This window comes from Paenochrobactrum sp. BZR 201-1, from assembly GCF_044987585.2.
Classification (GTDB): domain Bacteria; phylum Pseudomonadota; class Alphaproteobacteria; order Rhizobiales; family Rhizobiaceae; genus Paenochrobactrum; species Paenochrobactrum pullorum.
Genome location: NZ_JBJDRZ020000017.1, coordinates 108,121 through 131,411, shown reverse-complemented (window position 1 = coordinate 131,411; position 23,291 = coordinate 108,121). Strand labels below are relative to the sequence as shown.

Below are 23,291 nucleotides of genomic sequence, written 5' to 3'. Positions count from 1 at the left end.
CTTATTCTGCCCCAGCCGTGCTTATTCACTTTGTACGGCTAAAGCCGCCATTGTTTAACTTTGTACGGCTAAAGCCGTACGGGACCAAAAATCAGAGCAGAAAGACGGATCCCGCAAAGTTTCCAGTGTTTGCCATTGCTCAAAGCCTTGTTTAAAGCATGCGGCACTCATGTGATGGTCTTTATATGGATTAACACGACCGCCGAAATCCATCGTGATTGCGTCCAGACGATCCAATAATTGCAGTGTTTTCAGCCCCTTATTGGGGAAGTCCAGTGTCAATGTAAAGCCCGCCCGCGGGAATGATAAAATGCCGGGTGAGGCAATAAATCCGAAACGCTTCAGCACGGTCAGAAAGGACGCCTGACCTGCTTCACCGGCAGCTTGCAATAAAGCGGCAATCGCTGAACGCGCTGTTTCAAACGGGATCACACTTTGATGCTGAAACAAACCGGCGTGTCCATAAAGACGGTTCCAGTATTTTACGCCGTCGAGCGGATAGAAAAAACTGTCCATATCAGTCAGATGCGGGGTGGTCTTACTGCTTTTGGCTTTGAAATAAGCATAGTTAAACGCTTTCAGGCTGAAGCGGTTGAGCATGGAAAACGGCATTTCAAATGGCACGGATGGTAAAAATCCGCGCGGCTTTACTTTGAAGTTTCCATTGTCAGCATGATTGCCGGTTATCAAAACGCCGCGTCCGGCTTTGTCGCCGCTTGCCAGTTGGTCAAGCCACGCCACAGCATATTCATTTTCGGCATCATTGGCTTCTGCAATATCAAAATAATGATCCAGATTTTTAAACGGCTGAATCTTTTCAATAACATCAAGCGAGCCGATTTTCATCAGCCGGATACGGGCAGAAACGATGATACCAGTGAGCCCCATGCCGCCAATGGTTGCACGAAAGAGTGCGTCATTTTCACTGGTAGAACAGACATAAGTCTGACCATCGGAGCGCAACAGTCGGAAGCTTTCTACATGACAGCCGAATGTGCCACGCAAGTGATGATTTTTGCCATGTACATCATTGGCGATGGCACCCCCGAGGGTGACAAATTTTGTTCCTGGTGTAACGGCCAAGAAATAACCGGAGGGCGCTGCAGTGGCGATAATCTCTTCCAGCGTTATGCCGCTTTCAGCCTCAAAAACCCCGCTATCGGTATCAAAGCTGATAAGCTTGGCATGATTGCACATGGCAATCAGCAAGCCATCATCATTATGACAGCTATCGCCATAAGAACGGCCATTGCCGAATGCCAATAATTTTGGCTTGTCTTCAATGGGCAGATTTAATGCCTCAAAGGGTAAAGAATCGCGCTTTTTGCGATCAATACGTCCAAAACTATCCAATGTCGGGCGCATCAATGTATCCCCGCAATGATGAAGCAGAGCATCCCGATAGATATTACCAGCTGACTGCGCCAATCTGTTGCCAGAAAGACAACCGGATCTTCATCCATCTCTCCGCGATGTGCCAAAATCCAAATACGCAAATTGAGATAAAGCACGATAGGCCCTAATGGCCACAACATCCATGGATAGTCATAGCGGGTCAAAATCTGATCATTATTGATATAAAGTGCTAACACCAAGGCGGCAGTGAAGGCAGAAGCCACACCGCTTTGTCCGACAATATCGCGGTCTTCCGGACAATAGCCACGTCCGGCAAGTTTATTTTTGATCATTAAGGTTGAATTTGCAAGCTCGACATAACGCTTCACCAAGGCCAGCGACAGGAAGAAAAACATGGAAAAAGCCATCAGCCAAAACGACTGTTCAATTCCGGCTGCGGCCATGCCGCCCAGAAGGCGCAGGCTGTAAAGTCCGGCGAGGCATAAAACATCGACCAGCATTTTACGTTTGATAAATAAGGAATAGGCGAAAGTCGTTACAATATAAATGCCGAGAACTAAACTAAATTCCAACGGCAATGTCAGACAGATAAGCGCTGAAACAAGCAGGAGACTTACAGACGTTGCCAGGCCGAAAGGTATTGAAACCATGCCGCTTGCCAGAGGGCGGTTACGCTTTTTCAAATGCTGGCGGTCTGATGGCAGATCAATCAGATCATTGACAATATAAATCGCGGACGCAGCGGTGGAATAAGCAAAAAATGCAGCAATGCTTGCCATGAAAATGGCACCATTGAGAAATTCATGGGCAAGAATGACAGGGACAAAAACCAAAATGTTTTTCAGCCATTGATGCACCCGGATCATTTTCAGGAAAATGATTGGGGTCGGTGCCGGCGCTGCAAATAGTTGTGTCATATGTTTTTTTTGATATTTTGCGGCAGATCTGTCTGGTGCAACAATAATTGCTTGATTGGCAACAGCAAAAACAGCCAGATCATCACGGCTATTTCCTGCATAATCAAAGCCTTTGTCACCATAGAGTTCGCGTAAAAGCGAGGCTTTGCGATGTGAAGACAGGTTGCGGTTTATATCGGTTGCAAAAACTTTATCAAAAACACCCAAATGTTCAGCAACAGCATCGGCAAATTTTTGTGCCGAAGCCGTGGCCAGTATAATTTTTTGCCCGTCGGCATGACAATTTTTCAAAAAATTCAAAAAATCCTGACGATAAGGCAGATGGGTTGCGTCGATGGTGACACGTGCTGCAATGGCGGTTTTTAAGTAGGCTTTCCCTTTCAGGAGCCAAAAAGGTACGATAAAAATATAAAGTATATTTTTGCCGAAAAGTACAAACAGACTTTCCCAGAGAAGATCGGAAGCAATCAAAGTGCCATCCAGATCAACCGCCAAAGGAATGCCTTTTTTCAAAGATTGGCATTCTAACACATCAATGTCCCCAACATGAAGTGTCAAATCCTTTACAGGCTTCCTGGAGATATATCCAGACCAAAGGTGAGCTTTATAGCGCTCTGTTGTCTGTGGCGACTGATTAAAAAAATCAGACATAAGAGCTTGATGGGATATTTGATATTCATTAAGGCTTAATTCTACTGGTAAAAATTCTATAATTGTTGGAGAAGCTTAAATAAGAACAGTTTAGGGCTACCTGTTAATGATTATAAAGAAAAGGCCGATTGATAGAATTCTGTCACCGCTGGTAGCTGTGTGGTCGGCTGAACGCATACATAAGCTATCAAAAATTGCGGGTGTCTTGGCAATCTTGGCTGCGATGGCGACTACCGTGATTTATTCGCTGACCAAGCCGGATAATAATTGGGATATGATCCCCTATATTGCAGCCGCGCTCAATGATCGGTACTCTGATCCTGATGCATTATACACAGAAACATGGCGTCAGGTTATTGATGTGACGTCGGAATATGAGCTGTATGCGCTTAAATATGGCGATCATTATCGACGTGCGCAGTGGGAAAGCCCTGAGAATTTTGCATCACAATTACCGATGTATCATGTCAAAACCGGTTATGTACAACTTTTGCGGTTCATCGAACCCTATACCGGTTTGGTAAAGGGCGGGCATTTGATCAGTCTTGCGGCGGCACTTTTGTCGGGTGTGATTATTATCGCGCTTCTTGCCTATTATAATGCACTGCAAGCTGGGTTGTTGATCGCGCCGGCACTGTTGATCGCAGGCTATGGGCCGATGACCGCGGCCGTGTTTCCCGATATTGTTCTGGCAGCACTTTCCTTTGCGGCGATTGCCGCATTTTTGCGTAAGCGGGATTGGCTCGCGGCCATTTTACTTGTAGCGGCCTTCATGATCAGGCCGGATAATATTATAATGACTTTCGCATTGCTGATTGCAGCTGTTTTATTCGGCTGGCGTAAACTGCCACTCCTGATTGCCTTTGTGGTTTCTGTGATTGCTGGTCTTTATATTTCGAAGTCCGCAGGCCATATCGGCTGGTGGGCGCATCTCTATTTTACTTGCATTGAAATTCAACCATCACTCACCGGTTTTAAACCCGATTTTTCCGTTGTGCTTCTCATCAAGGCCTATATTCGCGGTATTTTGCTTGCACTTTATCTGGAAAGTTGGCCGTCAATTCTTTTGGTGTCGCTGGTTGCATGGGCTGCAATGGCAAAAGCCGGTGTTAAAACAACTATCCCTCGATTGAACGGTGTCGCTTTTGCGATGGTGATCGGAATTTTGGGCAAGTTTGTCTATTTTCCGATGCCTTATGATCGCTTTTTCTTCAATATGATCGTTATTCTGGTGTTGGTGCTATCTCTTGGATGGGCAAATAATGCAAACCTGAAATTTCTAAAAGAATAGAGATTGGAAAATACGGAATATAACTGGCGGAGAGAGAGGGATTTGAACCCCCGATGGAGTTGCCCCCATGCCGCATTTCGAGTGCGGTGCTTTCAACCACTCAGCCATCTCTCCGCAATTCAAGCCTCTTTGGTGCTTGAAATACACGTTTGTTCAGCCTTGAATGCTTTCAACTTCGTGTGGCTCGCTAAATAGCGGGGAACGACACATTAGACAAGACCTATTTTGCATTGAAAACGGGAATTTTCTTGACTCTCGTGCAAAATACAACCTATATGCAGCTAACTTGGGCGCAACTCCTATTGCGCCTATTGTTTTGTTTGGGGGAAATCAGGCTTTTACGATTCTGATCGCACCCAGATTAATCTTTAAATGTCACGACTGACAAAAAGACAACCCATGTGGAAACACATGAGAGTTGGTCCGAACACCGAAAGGCAAAAAAATGTTCGCAGTCATTAAAACTGGTGGTAAGCAGTATCGCGTTGCTGCCAATGATCTGATCAAGATCGAAAAAGTTGCTGGCGAAGCCGGTGACACAGTAGAATTCACAGAAATCTTGATGGTTGGCTCCACCATTGGTGCACCAACTGTTGAAGGTGCAACTGTCACTGCAGAAGTTGTTGAACAGGGTCGCGCACGCAAGGTTATTGCGTTTAAGAAGCGTCGTCGTCAGAACTCGAAGCGTACACGCGGTCATCGTCAGGAACAGACTACAATTCGTATTTCTGAAATCCTCACCGGTGGTGCAAAGCCAGCTAAAGCTAAAGCAGCGCCTAAAAAGGCAGCAGCTAAAGCAGAAGCAGCTGAATAAGTAACGGATTAAAGGAGAACTCCCATGGCACACAAAAAAGCTGGCGGTTCGTCGCGTAACGGTCGCGATTCAGAATCCAAACGCCTTGGCCTGAAAAAATTCGGTGGCGAGCAGGTTGTTCCAGGCAACATCATTGCACGTCAACGTGGCACTAAATGGCACCCAGGTGTAAACGTCGGTATGGGCAAAGATCATACCCTCTTTGCACTGGTAAACGGTTCCGTGTCTTTCCGCGCGAAAGCCAACGGTCGTGTTTTCGTATCGGTTGACCCGATTGCGGAAGCTGCTGAGTAAGCCGGTACGCTCAAATATAAGCACCGGCGTCCCATCGGACCCGGTGTAAAGGCAAGCTGCCAATAGATCGAAAAGGGAAGATGGGACACCATCTTCCCTTTTTTGTTTTTGGAGCTTGAAAAAATGGTCGCTGAACCCCCTTTAGAAGAAGAATGTTTATCTGCTGCATGTCTGGATTATGCCGATAATGAAATGACGGACTTCCCTGGCCTGGAATGTCCGACGCTGATTACTGAACGGCTGCTGTTGAGAACTCCGCATGATGAAGATGTGGATGCCATTGCCCATCTCGCCAATAATCCGCGTATTGCTGAAATGCTTACCCGTATGCCGCATCCATATGATGTGGCGGCGGCGCAAGACTTTATAAAACGCGTGCGATCTGGCGAAATGGGCAATTGTATCTATGCGATTACCCAAATGGAAACCGGTATATTTATGGGGAGCTGCGGCATCCATCCTTCCAAACATGGAGAAGGGCTGGAGATCGGCTATTGGCTTGGTGAACCATATTGGGGACATGGTTATGCGACAGAAGCAGCGCAAGCGCTGATTGATCTGGCTTTTCGTGCCACTAATATTGACGAGCTTTATATTACTTGCCGTACCATCAATGAAGGTTCACGCAATGTTATCCGTAAATCCGGCTTTTCGTTTTTGATGTATGGCACCGACGATTCTTTATACAGCGGCACTGTTGATGTGGAGCGTTACAGCCTGCATCGCGATCGCTGGATCGAGATGCGGCATCAGGCATAAAAGATAAGTTTAAGTGGTGTGACGGCTTTGGCTTTCACACCACCCAAGCTAATAAATTTATTGATATTAGGACAGTCGGAAACATGTCAGACGATAAGAAAACAACAGATGCAGCCGCATTACAGGCACGGCGCGACCGGATCATAGTGCGTGTTTTAACCCCCAATGATGTGCAGGCCTATAAGGCTGTGCGTATTCACGCTTTAAAAAACTCACCTTTGACCTTTGGTTCGAGCTATATGCAAGAAAGCGGTTATTCGGACGAGGTTTTCGCGCATCGTATTCGCCATGAAGGTGGCAATGCTGTTTTTGGTGCCTTTGATGGCGACACTTTGCTTGGAGCCGCTGGTGTATTCGTGCATGAGCGTTGGTCGGAAAAGCACCGTGGCACATTGTGGGGTGTTTATGTTATGCCGCAGGCACGTGGTTTAGGCCTTGGTCGATTGCTGGTGGAGCATGTCATCCGATATGCTGAAAAGCATGTGGTGGTGCTGGATGCCAAAGTGGTGGCCAGCAACGACTATGCACGACGGATTTATTATGATTTGGGCTTTGAAAAATACGGGCTGGAAAAGAAGTCATTTTGCATAGAAGGTCAGTTTCAGGATCAGGAATTGATTTTTATTGACTTCAGCAGTGCGGAATGGCGCTCAAAAGACAATTAAATGGCAGTTTGCAGCATGGAATGCATGCTGCATATTTGCACAGACGCGGTTTTGCTGTAATTGCCAGAGCCGACAGAAGAGGTATACCAGATGAAATTTCTTGATCAGGCTAAAATTTACATTCGTTCCGGTAGCGGCGGCGCTGGCTCGGTATCCTTTCGCCGTGAGAAATTTCTGGAATTCGGCGGTCCGGACGGCGGTGATGGCGGTCGCGGCGGTGATGTCTGGGCCGAAGTCGTTGATGGCCTCAACACGCTGATCGATTATCGTTATATGCAGCATTTCCGCGCTAAAACCGGTATGCATGGTATGGGGCGTAACATGACCGGCGGTAAGGGTGATGATGTCATTCTTAAAGTGCCGGTCGGCACCCAGATTTTCGAAGAAGATAACGAAACTCTCATTTGCGATCTGACTGAAATTGGTCAGCGTTATCGCCTTGCAAAAGGCGGTAATGGTGGTTTTGGTAATTTGCATTTCAAAACCTCGACCAATCAGGCACCACGCCGCGCTAATCCTGGTCAGGATGGCTTGGAGCGCACCATTTGGTTGCGTTTGAAACTGATTGCGGATGCCGGTCTTGTTGGTCTGCCAAATGCCGGTAAATCGACATTTTTGGCAAGCGTAACCGCAGCCAAGCCTAAAATTGCTGATTACCCGTTCACTACATTGCATCCGAACTTGGGCGTCGCCCGCGTAGATGCGCGTGAATTTGTAATTGCTGATATTCCGGGTTTAATTGAAGGTGCCAGCGAAGGCATTGGCCTTGGCGATCGCTTTTTAGGTCATGTTGAGCGTACTCGTGTTTTGCTGCATCTGGTTTCAGCACAAGAAGAAGATGTCGCAAAAGCCTACACCACCATCCGCAACGAGCTGGAGGCTTATGGCGGTGGTTTGGATGAGAAGCTGGAAATTGTAGCGCTTTCGCAGATCGATACGCTTGATCCCGAAACACGCAAACAAAAGGCCGCTGAGCTGCAAAAGGTGTGTGGCAAGGTGCCGATGCAGATTTCTGCTGTCAGCCGTGATGGTATTGAAGGTGTCTTGCGTCAATTAATCAGCATTGTCGAAACCAGCCGCAAGGCTGAAAAAGGCATTGTCGAAGACGACGATCTATAAAACCAAAAAACATATAAGAGCCAAAAAAAATAAGAGATTGACATGGGCGGGAATGGCGAGAAGGGTTTGGCGGCTCTCAATCAATATAAGCGGATTGTTGTAAAAATCGGCTCTGCTTTATTGGTTGATCGTACAACCGGTTTGAAGCGGGATTGGCTGGATAGTCTGGGGCAGGATATCGCCGCTTTATCTGCCCAAGGGGTTGAAGTTCTGGTGGTCTCTTCCGGTGCGATTGCACTGGGGCGCACCATTTTGAAACTGCCCAAAAAGGCGCTGAAACTGGAAGAAAGTCAGGCGGCTGCGGCTGCCGGTCAGATCGCTCTCGCCAAGGCCTATGCCGATGTGCTGGGTGCGCATGATATTCAGGCGGGTCAGGTTCTTCTCACTCTTTCTGATACGGAAGAACGCCGCCGCTATTTGAATGCGCGCGCCACTATCGAGACCCTGCTGAAGCTGAAGGCAATTCCGATCATCAACGAAAATGATACGGTTGCCACCAGTGAAATCCGCTATGGCGACAATGATCGCTTGGCGGCACGCGTTGCAACCATGATTGGTGCGGATCTTCTGATCCTGCTTTCCGATATTGATGGTCTTTATTCGGCGCCGCCGCACAAAGACCCGAATGCGGAATTTTTGCCGCTCATTGAAAATATTACACCTGAAATTGAAGCAATGGCAGGGGCTGCTGCTTCTGAATTATCACGTGGCGGCATGAAGACGAAGCTCGATGCCGGCAAGATTGCCAATGCTGCCGGTACGGCGATGATTATTACCTCCGGCGCACGGCTTAATCCGCTGGCGGCAATTGATCGCGGTGAACGTGCAAGCCTGTTCAAGCCATCTTTGCAGCCGGTCAATGCCTGGAAAACGTGGATTTCCGGCAATCTGGAACCGGCAGGCCGCCTTTATGTGGATGCTGGCGCTGCGACAGCACTTAAAAAGGGTAAGTCCTTGCTTCCTGCTGGTGTCACCCGTGTGGAAGGTCAGTTCCAGCGCGGTGATACGGTTGCGGTGATGAATGATGGCGGCATTGAAATTGCCCGCGGTCTGATTGCCTATGATGTGGATGATGCGCTTTTGGTGGCAGGGCATAAAAGTGATGAGATCAGCGCGTTGTTGGGCTATGATGGCCGTGCAGCGATGGTGCATCGTAATGATCTGGTCATGCGTGGGAGCAAATCTGCCTGAGTTGAGAAAAGGCAGACAAAAAAAAGGGCTATGGGTATGCTTGATAAAGTCGGGGCTGATATGACAGTTGCACAAGTGATGGCAGAGATTGGAAAGCGCGCGCGCGCTGCAGCCGCTCCGTTGGCAATCGCTCCGGCAGAGCAGAAAAACAAAGCTCTTTTGGCCATGGCCGATGCGATCATTGCACAAAGTGCCGATATTTTAGCTGCCAACAAAATTGATGTCGCCAATGCAGAAAGCGCCGGTACTGCCGCTTCTTTTATTGATCGTCTGAAACTTGATGAAGGCCGCTTGAACGGCATTGCCGATGCCATTCGTGCTATCGCTGATTTGAAAGATCCGGTCGGTGATGTGATTGCCGCTTGGGATCGCCCGAACGGTTTGAATATCGAGCGCGTACGCACACCGCTTGGTGTGATCGGTGTGATTTATGAAAGCCGCCCGAATGTCACCGCCGATGCAGGGGCTTTGTGCCTCAAAGCCGGTAATGCTGTCGTGTTGCGCGGTGGTTCGGATTCAGCCCATTCATCGCGCGCTATTCATGCAGCCCTTGTGAGCGGTTTGGAAAGCGCCGGCCTGCCACGTGATGCCATTCAGATTGTACCGACCACAGATCGTGCGGCCGTTGGCGAAATGCTGAAAGGCTTGAACGGCAATATTGATGTGATCGTGCCGCGTGGTGGTAAAAGCTTGGTCGAGCGCGTGCAAAATGAAGCGCGTGTGCCGGTTTTTGCGCATCTTGAAGGCATCTGCCATGTCTATATTGATGCGTCTGCCGAGCTTGATATGGCGGTCAATGTCGTGGTGAACGCCAAAATGCGCCGCACTGGTATTTGTGGTGCAGCTGAAACTTTGCTGGTTGATCGTCAAGTGGCAGATACCCATCTGGTGCCGATCTTGGAAGCCTTGAGCGCCAAGGGTTGTGAAATTCGCGGTGATGCCGATGTGGTCGCCTGTTTTGCAAGTGCCAAATCTGCAAATGACGCCGATTGGTCAACTGAATATCTGGATGCGATCCTTTCAGTTAAACTCGTTGATGGTGTGGGCGATGCCATCCGTCATATCGGGCAATATTCCTCCCATCATACTGAAGCGATTATTGCTCAGGACGAGCAAGCGGTTGAGCGTTTCTTCAATGAAATTGATTCGGCCATTCTTGTGCATAATGCCTCGACACAATTTGCCGATGGCGGTGAGTTCGGCATGGGCGGAGAAATCGGCATCGCCACCGGCAAGATGCATGCGCGCGGGCCGGTTGGTGTCGAGCAGCTCACCTCGTTTAAATATCGCGTCCACGGCACCGGCCAGACGCGGGCTTAAGGGCTAAGTTCCTGATGGTGAGCGTCTCCCGTTTTTCCACGCTGAAAGAGTTTTATCCTGATGTGAGCATGTGTGACTTGCGCATGCCGCATGTGGAAAAGGGTATGAGCGTGGGATTATTCGGCGGCTCGTTCAATCCGCCCCATGCCGGACATTTACTAGTGGCGGAAACGGCACTGCGCCGCTTGAAACTCGACCAGCTCTGGTGGATGGTGACACCCGGCAGCCCGCTTAAAGATGCGCGTGATTTGGTACCGTTAAAAGATCGATTGAATGCCAGCCGCCAATTGGCGCGTGATCCGCGCATTAAAATCACTGCATTGGAAGCTGCATATAAAGTGCGCTTCACCGCCGACACTTTGGCCATCATTAAAGCGGCCAATCCGGATGTGAACTTTGTCTGGATCATGGGGGCAGATAATCTGGCGCAGTTTCACCGCTGGGATCGCTGGCGCCAGATTGCTGACCAATTTCCGATTGCCGTGATTGATCGCCCCAATGCCAGCCTCACACCGCTGACATCCCGGATGGCACAAACTTATGCGCCTTACCGGTTGAATGAGCGCGACGCAGCAAGCCTTGCCAAACGTCCGGCACCCGCATGGGTGTTTTTACACGGGCCCCGTTCCAGGCTTTCATCGACCGCGTTGCGTAACCTATAAAAATACCGGCACAGTTTGCCTGCGCCGGTTTTTTTATTTTCATCGCTTAGAAGTTAAGCAATCGACTTAAGCAATTGGCTTACGCAATCGATTGGCCGGTTTTTGCCCAGTCAGCCAGGAATGCTTCCAAGCCTTTGTCGGTCAGCGGATGCTTGACCAGTGCTTTCAGGGTTGCCGGTGGTGCAGTGACGACGTCAGCGCCGATGAGAGCTGCTTCTTTAACGTGGTTTACGGTGCGAACAGATGCCGCCAAAATCTGGGTTTTGAAATCATAATTGTCGAAGATCGAACGGATTTCAGCAATCAGTTCCATGCCGTTGAGGCCGATATCATCAATACGGCCGATGAACGGAGAAACATAAGTTGCACCGGCTTTTGCAGCCAGAAGCGCCTGATTGGCGGAGAAGCAAAGGGTGACGTTGGTCTGGTGACCATCAGATGTCAGCGCCTTACAAGCTTTCAAACCATCAAGGGTAAGCGGCAGTTTGATGCAGATATTGTCTGCGATCTTGGCAATAACAGCCGCTTCTTTCATGATGGTTGCATAGTCGGTTGCTGCAACTTCAGCGGAAACCGGACCATCAACAATGCTGCAAATTTCTTTGGTGACTTCAAGAATATCGCGGCCTGATTTAAGAATCAGCGACGGGTTGGTTGTAACACCGTCCACCAGACCTAAATCATTCAGTTCACGGATATCATTGACGTCTGCGGTATCTACGAAGAATTTCATAACGGGTTTCCTTCATCCGGATGGGTGCTTTTATAAGCATATTGCGCAAAGGTGGCTTTTCTTTAACGCAAAGCCGCGCCAAGGTCACGCTCATGATGCAAGATTCGTTTTTTTCTCAACGCATTGTGCCTGTATTGGTGCCTTTGCCGTCTGAACGGCCTTATTCTTATTTGGTTCCCGATGGAATGTCGGTGCAGCCGGGCTCTGTCGTGCGCGTGCCGCTGGGGCCAAGATTGGTGCCGGGCATTGTCGTTGACGGTGAGGTGGACAAAGTTGATCCGAAAAAACTGAAAAGCATATCGGAAGTTTTTGATTGCCCGCTCATTCATCCCGACATCATCAAATTCATGCTATGGGCAGCCGATTATACGCTGTCCCCACCGGGAATGGTAGCGCGGATGATTTTGCGGGTGCCGACAGCTTTTGATCCGGAGCCACCGATTGCAGGTTTACGATATATTGGCGGTGAACCGGAGCGTTTGACCTCGGCACGCTCAAGGGTATTGGAACATGCCAGCAATGGCTTGGCATGGACACGGACCGGCCTTGCGCATGTGGCCGGTGTTTCCGCAACGGTGATTGACGGCTTGAAGGCACAAGGGCTGTTTGAGGATGTCTTTATTCCATCTCCTCCGGTTGTTGCGCCACCCGATACTAATTTTGCCCGCGCATCGCTCTCCGAAGATCAACGCGATGCGGCCGACCGCTTGGTGGAAGCGGTGGACGCCAAGCGCTTTTCGGTGTCACTCATTGATGGTGTGACGGGTTCGGGTAAAACGGAAGTTTACTTTGAAGCGGTGGCGCGTGCGCTGGAGCAGGGACGTCAAGTGCTGATCCTGTTGCCGGAAATTGCGCTGACACAGCAGTTCTTGGATCGCTTCCATGACCGATTCGGCTCAAAGCCTGCCGAGTGGCACTCAGACCTTGCACCACGCAGTCGTGAACGTGTTTGGCGCCAAGTGGCGGAAGGCACGGTGAAGATTGTCGCTGGTGCGCGTTCTGCGTTGTTTTTGCCGTTTCAGGATTTAGGCCTTATCGTTGTCGATGAAGAACATGATCCGGCTTACAAACAAGAAGATCGTGTTTTCTATAATGCGCGCGATATGGCTGTGGTGCGCGGGCATATTGGCGGCTTTCCGGTGGTGCTGGCTTCTGCGACGCCGTCGATTGAAAGTCAGGTTAACGCCGATCAGGGGCGTTACGCCCGAATCAAACTCTATAGCCGCTATGCCGATGCGGCTCTGCCGACACTCAAAACCATCGATATGCGGCGCTCACCGCCGCCACCGGGACGCTTTTTGTCGCCTGCTTTGACCGAAGTGATGGGTAAAACCATCGAGCGCGGCGAACAGGCGCTGCTTTTCCTCAATCGTCGTGGTTATGCGCCTCTGACATTATGTCGCGTCTGCGGTCACCGCTTTCAATGTCCGAGCTGCTCGAGCTGGCTGGTCGAGCATCGCTTCCGCGGTCAATTGATGTGCCACCAATGCGGCTATCATGAACCAGTGCCGGAAGCTTGCCCTGAATGCGGCACGCTTGATCATCTGGTTGCCTGTGGCCCTGGTGTGGAACGTATTGCCGAAGAGGCGGAGGCGCTGTTTCCGAAGGCGCGAATCATAGTGCTTTCGTCTGATATGGCAGGTGGCGTGAAACGTTTGCGTTTGGAGCTGGAAGCGATTTCCAAAGGTGAGGCCGATATTGTTATCGGTACACAATTGGTGGCTAAAGGTCATAACTTCCCCAATATGACGCTTGTGGGCGTAGTGGATGCGGATTTGGGGCTTGCCAATGGCGATCCGCGTGCGGCTGAGCGCACCTTCCAATTGCTCAATCAGGTGACGGGACGTGCGGGGCGAACGGGCAAGAAAAGCCTAGGACTTTTACAGACTTATCAGCCGGAACACCCCGTGATGCAAGCGATCATCAGCGGTGATACGCAAGCTTTTTACGAGCGCGAGATTGATGAGCGCGAGCGCAATGGCTTGCCGCCATTCGGCCGTCTGGCTGCATTGATTGTATCGGGTGAAAACCGCGTTGAGGCAGAGAATCACGCGCGCGCTTTAAGGCGTGCGGCACCGCCATCTTCTGAATTGTCCGTGATGGGGCCGGCAGAAGCGCCCTTAGCCTTTGTACGCGGGCGTTATCGTTATCGTTTGTTGATTCACGGCAGCAAACGCGCAGACATTCAGGCATTTATGAGGGTATTGCTGGAAAGAGCGCCAAAGATTAAAGGAAATTTACGGGTGCAGGTGGATATTGACCCGCAGAGTTTTTTGTAAACTATCGGGCAAACTTTTAGCATCTTTTTGATGCTACTTTATGCTTATTGAGAAAAGTCGCACAGGGATATCAAAATGGAATTCTATCTGCCGTCAAGTAACGGGGAATGGCTGGCATGGCTAAGTGCCGTCATAACCTCATTATTCGGGCTGGTGATGTTTTTTGCACCTGCATTCACGCTGAAATTGCTGCGTCTGGATTTGGCGGGTGGCCGTAAAGAAGGATTGGCAACGATCCGGTCGACGATGGCCGGGTTTTATTTGGGGCTTGGGCTTGGATGTTTAATCTTTGCACAGCCGTTTTTATGGCTTGTAATCGGCGCTGCTTGGGGCTTTACATTGTTCGGTCGTTTTATTTCAATTATGTCGGATAAAACCGGTTCAATCTATAATTGGAGTTTTGCGATTCTTGAGTTTTTCTTGGCTGCCGGACCGCTGCTTTTTGCCTTCGGTTTGGTGCAATAATGGGTGTTTGAGCCATATGCGCTGCAAAATATACCAAAATTGCTGCCAAGGTTATATAAAAGTGGGGGATTCGCGTGTTGCGAGTCCCGCTGGTCTATGCTAGACGGCATTCAAAATTCAGTGCGGCTACTTATGTAGTCAAGGGTTTCTCCGGAAACATTCAATCAGATCGTAATTTGGCAAAACAAAAAGCCGAAATTATGATTGCAACGTAGAGAGCTGGTATTTCGTGACAGAAACGTCTTCGCTCATTTCAGGTGTCGCTCAGCGTTATGCAGGATCGTTATTCGATTTGGCACTCGACACCAATTCCGTTGCCGCTGTGGAAAAAGATCTTGGTCGCTTTGAAGCACTTCTGGAAGGAAGTGAAGATCTGCGCCGTTTGATTAACAGTCCGGTATTTACCTCTGAAGATCAGCTGCGCGCTATTTCCAATGTCGCCGATAAGGCAGGCATCAAGGGGCTGGTCGGAAATTTGTTGCGTGTTGTGGCACGTAACCGTCGTTTATTCGTGATGCCGGGCATTATTGCAGCATTCCGCAATATTGCTGCCGAGCATCGCGGTGAAGTTTCTGCTGATGTTGTGTCTGCTTACGAGCTGACCACCGCACAGAAAAATGAATTGAAGGCAACGCTGAAGAGTGTTGCCGGCAAGGACGTGGCAATCAATGTCACTGTCGATCCGTCGATCCTCGGCGGGCTTATCGTCAAGATGGGTTCGCGCCAGATTGACACTTCTCTTCGCACTAAACTTTCTTCTCTCAAGCTTGCACTGAAAGAGGTCGGCTGATGGACATCCGCGCCGCGGAAATTTCCGCAATCCTGAAAGAGCAAATCAAGAACTTTGGCAAGGAGGCTGAGGTCTCCGAAGTCGGTCAAGTTCTGTCCGTCGGTGACGGTATTGCACGCGTCTACGGTCTGGACAATGTTCAGGCCGGTGAAATGGTCGAATTCCCTGGTGGCATTCGCGGCATGGCGCTCAACCTTGAAAGCGACAATGTCGGTGTTGTTATCTTCGGCTCCGACCGTGACATCAAGGAAGGCGATACTGTTAAGCGTACGGGCGCGATCGTTGACGTACCGGTTGGTCCGGGTCTTCTTGGTCGTGTTGTTGACGCTCTTGGTAACCCAATTGATGGTAAAGGTCCGATTGTTGCGACCGAGCGCCGTCGTGTAGACGTTAAAGCTCCCGGCATCATCCCGCGCAAATCGGTGCATGAGCCAATGTCAACCGGTTTGAAAGCCATTGACGCTTTGATCCCTGTTGGTCGTGGTCAGCGCGAGCTGGTCATTGGTGACCGTCAGACAGGTAAAACCGCGATCATTCTCGACAGCTTTCTCAACCAGAAGGCGATCCATGATAATGGTCCGGAAAAAGATAAACTGTTCTGCATTTATGTAGCTGTTGGCCAGAAGCGTTCAACTGTTGCGCAGTTTGTTAAAGTTCTCGAAGAGCGTGGCGCACTGGAATATTCAGTTGTGATCGCTGCAACGGCTTCTGATGCTGCTCCGATGCAGTTCCTTGCACCATTTGCAGGTTGCGCGATCGGTGAATATTTCCGTGATAATGGCATGCACGCACTGATCGGTTATGACGATCTGTCCAAGCAGGCTGTTGCTTATCGTCAGATGTCCTTGTTGCTGCGTCGTCCTCCGGGCCGTGAAGCATATCCAGGTGACGTTTTCTACCTTCACTCCCGTTTGCTCGAACGTGCTGCAAAGCTCAATGACGAACTCGGTGGCGGTTCCTTGACTGCTCTGCCAATTATTGAAACGCAGGGTAATGACGTTTCTGCATTTATTCCGACCAACGTGATTTCGATTACTGACGGTCAGATTTTCTTGGAAACCGATCTGTTCTATCAGGGGATTCGTCCTGCTGTTAACGTTGGTCTCTCCGTTTCCCGTGTTGGTTCTGCGGCTCAGATCAAAGCGATGAAGCAGGTTGCCGGTTCCATTAAAGGTGAGCTTGCCCAGTATCGTGAAATGGCAGCATTCGCCCAGTTCGGTTCCGATCTTGATGCTGCAACACAGCGTCTTCTGAACCGTGGTGCACGCCTGACCGAACTTCTGAAGCAGCCGCAGTTCTCGCCGCTGAAAACAGAAGAACAAGTTGCAGTGATTTATGCCGGTGTTAACGGTTATCTCGATGCAATCGCTGTTAATCAGGTTGGCAAATTCGAACAGGGTCTTCTGTCCTCACTGCGCACCGAGCACAAAGATGTGCTTGAAGCGATCCGTGATGAGAAAGCTCTTACCGATGACATCAAGGCAAGGCTCAAGGCAGCGGTTGACGCTTACGCCAAGTCCTTTGCCTGAACTTTGTGACGGGATGAACGGATGCCTTCACTAAAGGATCTGAGAAACCGTATCGCCTCGGTCAAGGCGACGCAGAAAATTACCAAAGCGATGCAAATGGTCGCTGCGGCTAAACTGCGCCGTGCCCAAGAAGCAGCGGAAGCAGCCCGCCCTTACTCGCAGCGTATGAGTGCCGTTCTGGCAAACATCGCAGCCAATGTAAGCGGTGATGATGCTCCGCAGCTGATGACCGGTACCGGAAAGGACGACGTGCATTTGCTCGTCGTCGCTACGGCAGAACGAGGCCTTTGCGGTGGCTTTAACTCACAGATTGCGCGTCTTGCGCGTGATCATGCAAGAAAGCTCCTTAGCCAGGGCAAAACGGTCAAGATTTTGACAGTCGGTAAAAAAGGCGCGGATATTCTGCGTCGTGAATTTGCTGATCTTATCCTTGACCATGTCAATCTGCGCGAAGTCAAACAGCTTGCATTCATCCATGCGGATGAGATTGGCCACAAGGTCATCAAGCTGTTTGAAGAAGGTGCATTTGACGTTTGCACACTGTTCTATTCTGAATTCAAGTCGGTCATCTCTCAGGTGCCAACTGCATTGCAACTCATTCCGGCCTCCGCGCCGCAGAGCAGCGAAGCAGCCGGTTCCGATGGCGCGATCTATGAATATGAACCTGATCCTGCGGCTATCCTCAGCACGCTGATCCCGCGTAATATTTCGGTCCAGATTTTCCGTGCATTGCTGGAAAATGTGGCGGGCGAAATGGGCGCGAAGATGAGTGCAATGGATAACGCGACGCGTAATGCCGGTGATATGATCAACAAATTGTCGATCACATATAACCGTCAGCGTCAGGCCCAGATCACTAAGGAACTGATCGAAATCATTTCGGGCGCGGAAGCGCTCTAATCGGAAGGTAAGGATCGATGGCTAAAGCAGCGACCCCGAAAACTACCGCCGCAGCAAAGGCGGCGCCGGAAGATAAGGCGGCCAAGGCTCCGGCTAAGGCTTCTGCCAAGTCTACCGCAACGAAAGCAGCGGCTAAAGGTGCTGTCGGACGTATCAAGCAGGTGATTGGTGCGGTTGTTGACGTTCAGTTTGAAGATGGTCAGCTGCCGCTGATCCTCAACGCGCTGGAAACAGACAATCTCGGTGCCCGTCTTGTGCTTGAAGTTGCACAGCACTTGGGTGAAAATACTGTTCGTACCATTGCTATGGACTCGACCGAAGGTCTCGTGCGTGGACAGGAAGTAACCGATACTGGCGCACCTATCATGGTTCCAGTTGGTGAAGAAACACTCGGCCGTATCATGAATGTGATCGGTGAGCCTGTGGACGAAGCTGGTCCGATCAAGACTGCTGCACGTCGTGCAATTCACCAGGAAGCACCTGCTTATATCGAACAGTCGACAGAATCTGAGATTCTCGTCACCGGTATTAAGGTTGTTGACCTGTTGGCCCCATATGCCAAGGGCGGTAAGATCGGCCTCTTCGGCGGTGCGGGCGTTGGTAAAACCGTTCTCATCATGGAACTGATCAATAACGTGGCGAAAGCGCACGGCGGTTACTCTGTATTCGCAGGTGTTGGTGAGCGTACCCGTGAAGGTAACGACCTTTACCACGAAATGATCGAATCCGGGGTTAATAAACTTGGCGGGGGTGAAGGTTCTAAAGCTGCACTCGTTTACGGTCAAATGAACGAACCACCGGGTGCCCGTGCACGTGTTGCTCTCTCCGGTTTGACAATTGCGGAAAACTTCCGTGATGAAGGTCAGGACGTTCTGTTCTTCGTGGACAACATCTTCCGCTTCACACAGGCTGGTTCCGAAGTGTCGGCGCTGTTGGGTCGTATTCCTTCTGCTGTTGGTTATCAGCCAACACTTGCAACTGACATGGGTCAGATGCAGGAACGTATTACGACAACAACAAAGGGCTCGATTACATCTGTTCAGGCAATTTACGTTCCTGCGGATGACTTGACCGACCCTGCGCCTGCGACATCCTTTGCGCACTTGGATGCGACGACCGTTCTTAACCGTTCGATCGCTGAAAAGGGTATTTATCCGGCTGTTGACCCGCTTGACTCAACATCGCGTATGCTTGACCCAATGATTGTTGGTGAAGAGCATTATGATGTTGCCCGTCAGGTACAGTCCATCCTGCAGCGCTATAAGTCACTTCAGGACATCATCGCCATTCTTGGTATGGATGAATTGTCAGAAGACGATAAGCTGACCGTTGCGCGCGCTCGTAAGATCGAACGCTTCCTCAGCCAGCCATTCTTCGTGGCTGAAATCTTCACCGGTTCTCCAGGTAAGCTGGTTGATCTGGCTGACACCATCAAGGGCTTTAAAGGTCTTTGCGCAGGTGATTACGATCACCTTCCAGAACCTGCTTTCTACATGGTCGGCTCTATTGAAGAAGCGATCGAAAAAGCAGAGCGTATGGCAGCAGAAGCAGCCTAATAAGTTGAAGTCCCGGCAGGTATTCTCCTGCTGGGATTTACAGTCTGTTTAGCAATCTGAGTGAGAACCCATGTCTGTAGCTTTCCAATTCGAACTGGTGTCGCCTGAGCGACTTCTGCTTTCGACGCAAGTAACGGAAGTCGTCATTCCGGGCAGCGAAGGCTATTTGACCGCGCTTTCCGGACATTCGCCCCTGATGACAACAATCATGCCGGGCATCGTCAGTGTTAAAACTGCAGATGGCAAAACTGATTCTTACGTTGTTTATGGTGGTTTTGCTGATATTTCGCCAAATGGCTGTTCTATCCTGGCAGAATCGGCAACCCATATTGACGAATTGGATCGTTCCGATTTGCAGCGTCGTATCGATGAAGCGCGTGACTCTTTAGAAAATAGTGACAATCATGAACATCGTACCAAGCTGGAAGCATTCTTGCACCAGTTGATGACTTTGCAGGGCTCAGTTCTGCCCGCATAAACTTGTTTCATGGCTGGAATATAAAAAACGGGCGAAAGCCCGTTTTTTATTGTCTACAATAGAAATATATATGCAGTTAAATTGCATAACCGGTCAGTTTTGCTCGACCGAAACACCATTTTCATTAATTTTGAGTTCGACGCCGGATGGCTTGGTTTCTTGTTTATATGCATAAACACTAAAACCAATAATCACGACGATCAGCGCGCCAAGTAGCAAGTAAAGCGTATTGCGGTTCATATATTACTCCCGAGATAACGAGCCAATCAAGCAAAAGCGATTTTCAATTTGCCGAAATTGTAAGGGCCGGCTAAATACCCAAGCCATGATATGTGAGATAAAATTGAGCAAATACAAAATAAAAAGGAGGGTGAGCTCTCTAGAGGGGGGGGGGGAAGAGGCTCACCCTCGCTTTTGACCGATGAACATTTAAGTCATGGCAAATGTTCATCGGCTGTTTTTGGCAATAGATGGCTCTCAATGTTGCCTAAAAGAACAATGCTACATCTCTATTTGCGGGCGATGAGGCCAACAAGCAGACTGATACCAGCAACAACGGCGAGCGTTGCAATCGGATTTTCCCGCGCGGTTTCTTTTACGATACGAGCTTGCTCAGACACTTTATCGGCTGCCTGTGCGCCACGCTCACGCACAACATCATAGAACTCTGATGCTGTGTCTTCAGCAGTGCTGGCAAGACTTGAGCCTTTCTTCGACAGGGATTTACTCAAAGCAGCGATTTCTTTGCGCATTTCTGCAACTTGCGCTTCCAGTGCATCGCGTAGTTCTGCTGCGGTTTTATCCGTTGATGATGCCATGTCTAACTCCTTAAAACCATAATTTACGCACCGCATTAAACTTCAAAGTTTTTCTAATGCTGTGTGGTAAGAACGAACGAATTTGATGTTGGTTCCGTTGCAGATAAGAAATTTTTTCACAAATTATAAACCGCCGACTCAAATAGGTTATTTCTTGGGAGAAAATGGTCGTTTTGAAATGCGTTGCATAGGGAGATAATTACAATTATTACGTGTAAATTTTAACTCAAAAAATCTTTATTATCAGTATTTTAATTGATTTTTACTGGTTCGTTACATCTCTATTAGCCGAATGTCTGATATGAAAATCGCTTGCATTCCGTAATACAGCGTTTAGTTTTGGTTTTTAGGGATAACAACCAAGCCGTTTAGGGCATAATTATAACGTCCCGCATAAAATAATGGGTGGCTCTTCGATGGAATATTTCCTTCAGCAAGTGATCAATGGGCTAGCGCTCGGTTCGATCTACGGCCTGATCGCCATCGGCTATACGATGGTTTATGGCATCATCGGCATGATTAACTTTGCTCATGGTGATGTCTTTATGCTTGGCGCATTTATGGCGCTGATCGTTTTTTTAATTATCACGACATTTATCGGTGCTTTACCTGTGGCTTTGGCATTGCTGATCATGATGATCGTGGCGATGTTGCTGACAGGTCTTTGGAGCTGGGCAATTGAGCGTGTGGCTTACCGGCCATTGCGCGGATCTTTCCGTTTGGCACCGTTGATTACCGCAATCGGTATGTCGATTGCTTTGTCCAACTTTGTGCAGGTCACACAGGGGCCGCGCAACAAACCGATCCCGAACCTCATCAATGATTCATATTCCCTGTTTGGTAGTAATGTGACGATTTCGCTGAAACAGATCGTGGTCGTTGTTGTAACGGCAATTCTGCTGGCAGCTTTCTGGTATGTGGTTAACCGTACATCGCTTGGCCGCGCGCAACGTGCCTGTGAGCAGGATCGTAAAATGGCGGCACTGCTCGGCATCAATGTTGACCGTGTGATTTCGCTGACCTTTGTGATGGGTGCAATGCTGGCGGCAGTTGCCGGTACGCTCTACCTGACATTCTACGGTGTTATTTCTTTTGCTGATGGTTTTACACCAGGGGTCAAGGCATTCACCGCGGCGGTTCTTGGCGGTATCGGTTCGCTCCCTGGCGCGGTTGTGGGAGGTTTGCTCATCGGCCTGATTGAAGCGCTTTGGTCGGCATATTTCTCGATTGATTATAAAGACGTCGCGGCATTCTCCATTCTTGCCATCGTACTGATCTTTATGCCGTCCGGTATTCTCGGTCGTCCAGAAGTCGAAAAGGTGTAATCATGGCGCTCAAATCGTCTTCACAGGCTGACTCCGTATTCGGTAAAGCAATTCGCGAAGGGATCATAGCCGGTCTGCTGGCTTTGGGACTCTTTGTACTGATTGTCGGTTTCAAGACCGATCAAAACATTAACAACCAATTAATACTGACCACACGCTGGCCGCAGCTTTTCATAATTGTGGCGATTGCGGCAGTCGGGCGCTTTCTGTTCAAGGCATTTCTTGAGCCGTGGCTGGATAAGCGCAAAATGGCAAAAGCAGCAAAGCCTGTTAAGGCAGAAAGCCAGTCTTTTTTCCGTAAACATATTGCCCAGATCGGCATTGCAATTCTGCTTATCTATCCCGTGTTTATCGTCAATGTTTTTGGTATGCAGGGATCATTGAAATGGGTCGATAATTTTGGCGTCCAGATTCTGATCTATGTAATGTTGGCATGGGGGCTTAATATTGTTGTCGGGCTGGCAGGCTTGCTCGATCTCGGTTATGTCGCTTTCTATGCCGTTGGCGCTTACTCTTATGCATTGATTTCAAGCTATTGGGGTTTGTCCTTCTGGATTTTGCTGCCCATGGCCGGTATTTTTGCAGCACTTTGGGGCGTTATCTTAGGCTTTCCGGTGCTGCGTCTGCGGGGTGACTATCTTGCGATCGTGACACTGGCATTTGGTGAAATTATCCGCCTTGTCTTGATCAACTGGACGGATGTCACTAAGGGAACATTCGGCGTCTCGGGTATCGCCAAGGCTACTTTCTTCGGCATTCCGTTTAATGCAACACCCAATGGTTTTGCGGCAACTTTCGGCCTGTCTTTCTCGGCGGCACATTATAAAATCTTCCTTTATTATGTGATCCTGTTTTTGGCTCTGCTGACGGCATGGGTTACCATCAGAATGCGTCGGATGCCGGTTGGCCGTGCGTGGGAAGCATTGCGCGAGGATGAGATTGCCTGCCGTTCATTGGGGATCAATACCACCACGACAAAGCTTACCGCTTTTGCAACGGGTGCTATGTTTGGCGGTTTTGCGGGCTCGTTCTTTGCTGCACGTCAGGGTTTTGTTAGTCCGGAATCCTTTGTTTTCCTCGAATCTGCCGTCATTCTGGCGATCGTGGTTCTGGGCGGTATGGGCTCACTCATGGGAATTGCTGTGGCAGCCATCGTAATGATTGGCGGTACGGAAATCCTGCGTGACATGACCTTCCTCAAAGCTATTTTCGGGCCAGACTTTACGCCGGAACTCTATCGTATGCTGATTTTCGGTCTGGCGATGGTGGTGATGATGGTTTGGAAACCGCGTGGTTTTGTCGGAAAACGAGAGCCAAGTGCATTTCTGCATAGTAAAAAAATGGTGTCAGGTGCCTTTACCAAGGAAGGGCATGGCTAA

General features: G+C 49.5%; 23 protein-coding genes and 1 tRNA gene. 18 read left to right on the top strand and 6 right to left on the bottom strand.

What is annotated here, in order from left to right; all coding sequences use genetic code 11:
* Positions 1-54: 54 nt before the first annotated feature.
* The gene (locus ACI0FR_RS11095; protein WP_404907478.1) at positions 55-1,365 is read right to left on the bottom strand and encodes an FAD-binding oxidoreductase; all 1,311 of its coding nucleotides are present in this window, start codon (positions 1,363-1,365) and stop codon (positions 55-57) included.
* Complete coding sequence (locus ACI0FR_RS11090; RefSeq protein WP_404907476.1) at positions 1,365-2,831, bottom strand: UbiA family prenyltransferase; 1,467 nt, start codon at positions 2,829-2,831, stop codon at positions 1,365-1,367. The genes ACI0FR_RS11095 and ACI0FR_RS11090 overlap by 1 nt, the downstream gene beginning before the upstream one ends.
* A 199-nt stretch (positions 2,832-3,030) precedes the next feature.
* Between ACI0FR_RS11090 and ACI0FR_RS11085 the strand changes: the two genes are divergently transcribed.
* Complete coding sequence (locus tag ACI0FR_RS11085; protein WP_404907475.1) at positions 3,031-4,215, top strand: hypothetical protein; 1,185 nt, start codon at positions 3,031-3,033, stop codon at positions 4,213-4,215.
* Positions 4,216-4,239: 24 nt separating this feature from the next.
* On the opposite strand, the gene ACI0FR_RS11080 is transcribed toward ACI0FR_RS11085, so the two are convergent.
* Positions 4,240-4,329 (bottom strand) — tRNA-Ser (locus ACI0FR_RS11080).
* Positions 4,330-4,660: 331 nt separating this feature from the next.
* Between ACI0FR_RS11080 and rplU the strand changes: the two genes are divergently transcribed.
* The 8 genes from rplU (at position 4,661) to ACI0FR_RS11040 (ending at position 11,039) form a co-directional block, all read left to right on the top strand.
* On the top strand, positions 4,661-5,029 hold the full coding sequence (gene rplU, locus ACI0FR_RS11075) for a 50S ribosomal protein L21 (protein WP_374832402.1): 369 nt from the start codon (positions 4,661-4,663) through the stop codon (positions 5,027-5,029).
* A 24-nt stretch (positions 5,030-5,053) separates the two neighbouring features.
* Entirely contained in the window at positions 5,054-5,323 is a 270-nt protein-coding gene (rpmA, locus tag ACI0FR_RS11070; RefSeq protein ID WP_374832400.1) for a 50S ribosomal protein L27, read from the top strand.
* 123 nt (positions 5,324-5,446) lie between these two features.
* Positions 5,447-6,082 (top strand): GNAT family N-acetyltransferase, encoded by a 636-nt coding sequence (locus tag ACI0FR_RS11065; protein WP_374832398.1) that lies wholly within the window; start codon positions 5,447-5,449, stop codon positions 6,080-6,082.
* Positions 6,083-6,165: 83 nt separating this feature from the next.
* Positions 6,166-6,747: a GNAT family N-acetyltransferase gene (locus tag ACI0FR_RS11060; RefSeq protein ID WP_404907472.1), complete on the top strand. Its 582-nt coding sequence runs from the start codon at positions 6,166-6,168 to the stop codon at positions 6,745-6,747.
* 90 nt (positions 6,748-6,837) lie between these two features.
* Positions 6,838-7,866, top strand: coding sequence for a GTPase ObgE (obgE, locus tag ACI0FR_RS11055; RefSeq protein WP_404907470.1), 1,029 nt, complete (start codon positions 6,838-6,840; stop codon positions 7,864-7,866).
* 42 nt (positions 7,867-7,908) lie between these two features.
* Positions 7,909-9,057: a glutamate 5-kinase gene (gene proB / locus ACI0FR_RS11050; protein WP_404907468.1), complete on the top strand. Its 1,149-nt coding sequence runs from the start codon at positions 7,909-7,911 to the stop codon at positions 9,055-9,057.
* Between the two features lie 36 nt (positions 9,058-9,093).
* Complete coding sequence (locus ACI0FR_RS11045) at positions 9,094-10,377, top strand: glutamate-5-semialdehyde dehydrogenase (RefSeq protein WP_404907466.1); 1,284 nt, start codon at positions 9,094-9,096, stop codon at positions 10,375-10,377.
* Between the two features lie 14 nt (positions 10,378-10,391).
* Complete coding sequence (locus ACI0FR_RS11040) at positions 10,392-11,039, top strand: nicotinate-nucleotide adenylyltransferase (protein ID WP_404907464.1); 648 nt, start codon at positions 10,392-10,394, stop codon at positions 11,037-11,039.
* A gap of 79 nt (positions 11,040-11,118) precedes the next feature.
* Here ACI0FR_RS11040 and fsa read toward each other — a convergent pair whose 3' ends face one another.
* Positions 11,119-11,772, bottom strand: coding sequence for a fructose-6-phosphate aldolase (gene fsa, locus ACI0FR_RS11035; RefSeq protein ID WP_374832386.1), 654 nt, complete (start codon positions 11,770-11,772; stop codon positions 11,119-11,121).
* Positions 11,773-11,867: 95 nt separating this feature from the next.
* Here fsa and ACI0FR_RS11030 point away from each other — a divergent pair, with 95 nt between their 5' ends.
* The 7 genes from ACI0FR_RS11030 (at position 11,868) to ACI0FR_RS11000 (ending at position 19,769) form a co-directional block, all read left to right on the top strand.
* Positions 11,868-14,051, top strand: a complete 2,184-nt coding sequence (locus ACI0FR_RS11030) for a primosomal protein N' (RefSeq protein WP_374832478.1) — start codon at positions 11,868-11,870, stop codon at positions 14,049-14,051.
* A 75-nt stretch (positions 14,052-14,126) separates the two neighbouring features.
* A complete protein-coding gene (locus ACI0FR_RS11025) occupies positions 14,127-14,516 on the top strand; it encodes an AGROH133_08824 family phage infection protein (RefSeq protein ID WP_374832382.1) in 390 nt (129 codons plus the stop codon).
* A 229-nt stretch (positions 14,517-14,745) separates the two neighbouring features.
* Positions 14,746-15,306, top strand: a complete 561-nt coding sequence (locus tag ACI0FR_RS11020) for a F0F1 ATP synthase subunit delta (RefSeq protein WP_374832380.1) — start codon at positions 14,746-14,748, stop codon at positions 15,304-15,306.
* The gene (gene atpA, locus ACI0FR_RS11015) at positions 15,306-16,835 is read left to right on the top strand and encodes a F0F1 ATP synthase subunit alpha (protein WP_374832378.1); all 1,530 of its coding nucleotides are present in this window, start codon (positions 15,306-15,308) and stop codon (positions 16,833-16,835) included. Before ACI0FR_RS11020 ends, atpA begins: the two co-directional genes overlap by 1 nt.
* Positions 16,836-16,856: 21 nt before the next feature.
* On the top strand, positions 16,857-17,735 hold the full coding sequence (locus tag ACI0FR_RS11010) for a F0F1 ATP synthase subunit gamma (protein ID WP_374832376.1): 879 nt from the start codon (positions 16,857-16,859) through the stop codon (positions 17,733-17,735).
* A gap of 17 nt (positions 17,736-17,752) precedes the next feature.
* Positions 17,753-19,291, top strand: coding sequence for a F0F1 ATP synthase subunit beta (atpD, locus tag ACI0FR_RS11005; protein ID WP_374832374.1), 1,539 nt, complete (start codon positions 17,753-17,755; stop codon positions 19,289-19,291).
* A gap of 70 nt (positions 19,292-19,361) precedes the next feature.
* Positions 19,362-19,769: a F0F1 ATP synthase subunit epsilon gene (locus ACI0FR_RS11000; protein WP_404907460.1), complete on the top strand. Its 408-nt coding sequence runs from the start codon at positions 19,362-19,364 to the stop codon at positions 19,767-19,769.
* A gap of 93 nt (positions 19,770-19,862) precedes the next feature.
* On the opposite strand, the gene ACI0FR_RS10995 is transcribed toward ACI0FR_RS11000, so the two are convergent.
* Both ACI0FR_RS10995 and ACI0FR_RS10990 read right to left on the bottom strand, forming a co-directional pair.
* Positions 19,863-20,009 (bottom strand): hypothetical protein, encoded by a 147-nt coding sequence (locus tag ACI0FR_RS10995; RefSeq protein ID WP_374832370.1) that lies wholly within the window; start codon positions 20,007-20,009, stop codon positions 19,863-19,865.
* Positions 20,010-20,278: 269 nt separating this feature from the next.
* Entirely contained in the window at positions 20,279-20,587 is a 309-nt protein-coding gene (locus tag ACI0FR_RS10990; RefSeq protein WP_374832368.1) for a hypothetical protein, read from the bottom strand.
* Between the two features lie 416 nt (positions 20,588-21,003).
* Between ACI0FR_RS10990 and ACI0FR_RS10985 the strand changes: the two genes are divergently transcribed.
* Positions 21,004-21,912 (top strand): branched-chain amino acid ABC transporter permease, encoded by a 909-nt coding sequence (locus ACI0FR_RS10985; protein ID WP_374832366.1) that lies wholly within the window; start codon positions 21,004-21,006, stop codon positions 21,910-21,912.
* 2 nt (positions 21,913-21,914) lie between these two features.
* Positions 21,915-23,291, top strand: coding sequence for a high-affinity branched-chain amino acid ABC transporter permease LivM (livM, locus tag ACI0FR_RS10980; RefSeq protein ID WP_404907458.1), 1,377 nt, complete (start codon positions 21,915-21,917; stop codon positions 23,289-23,291).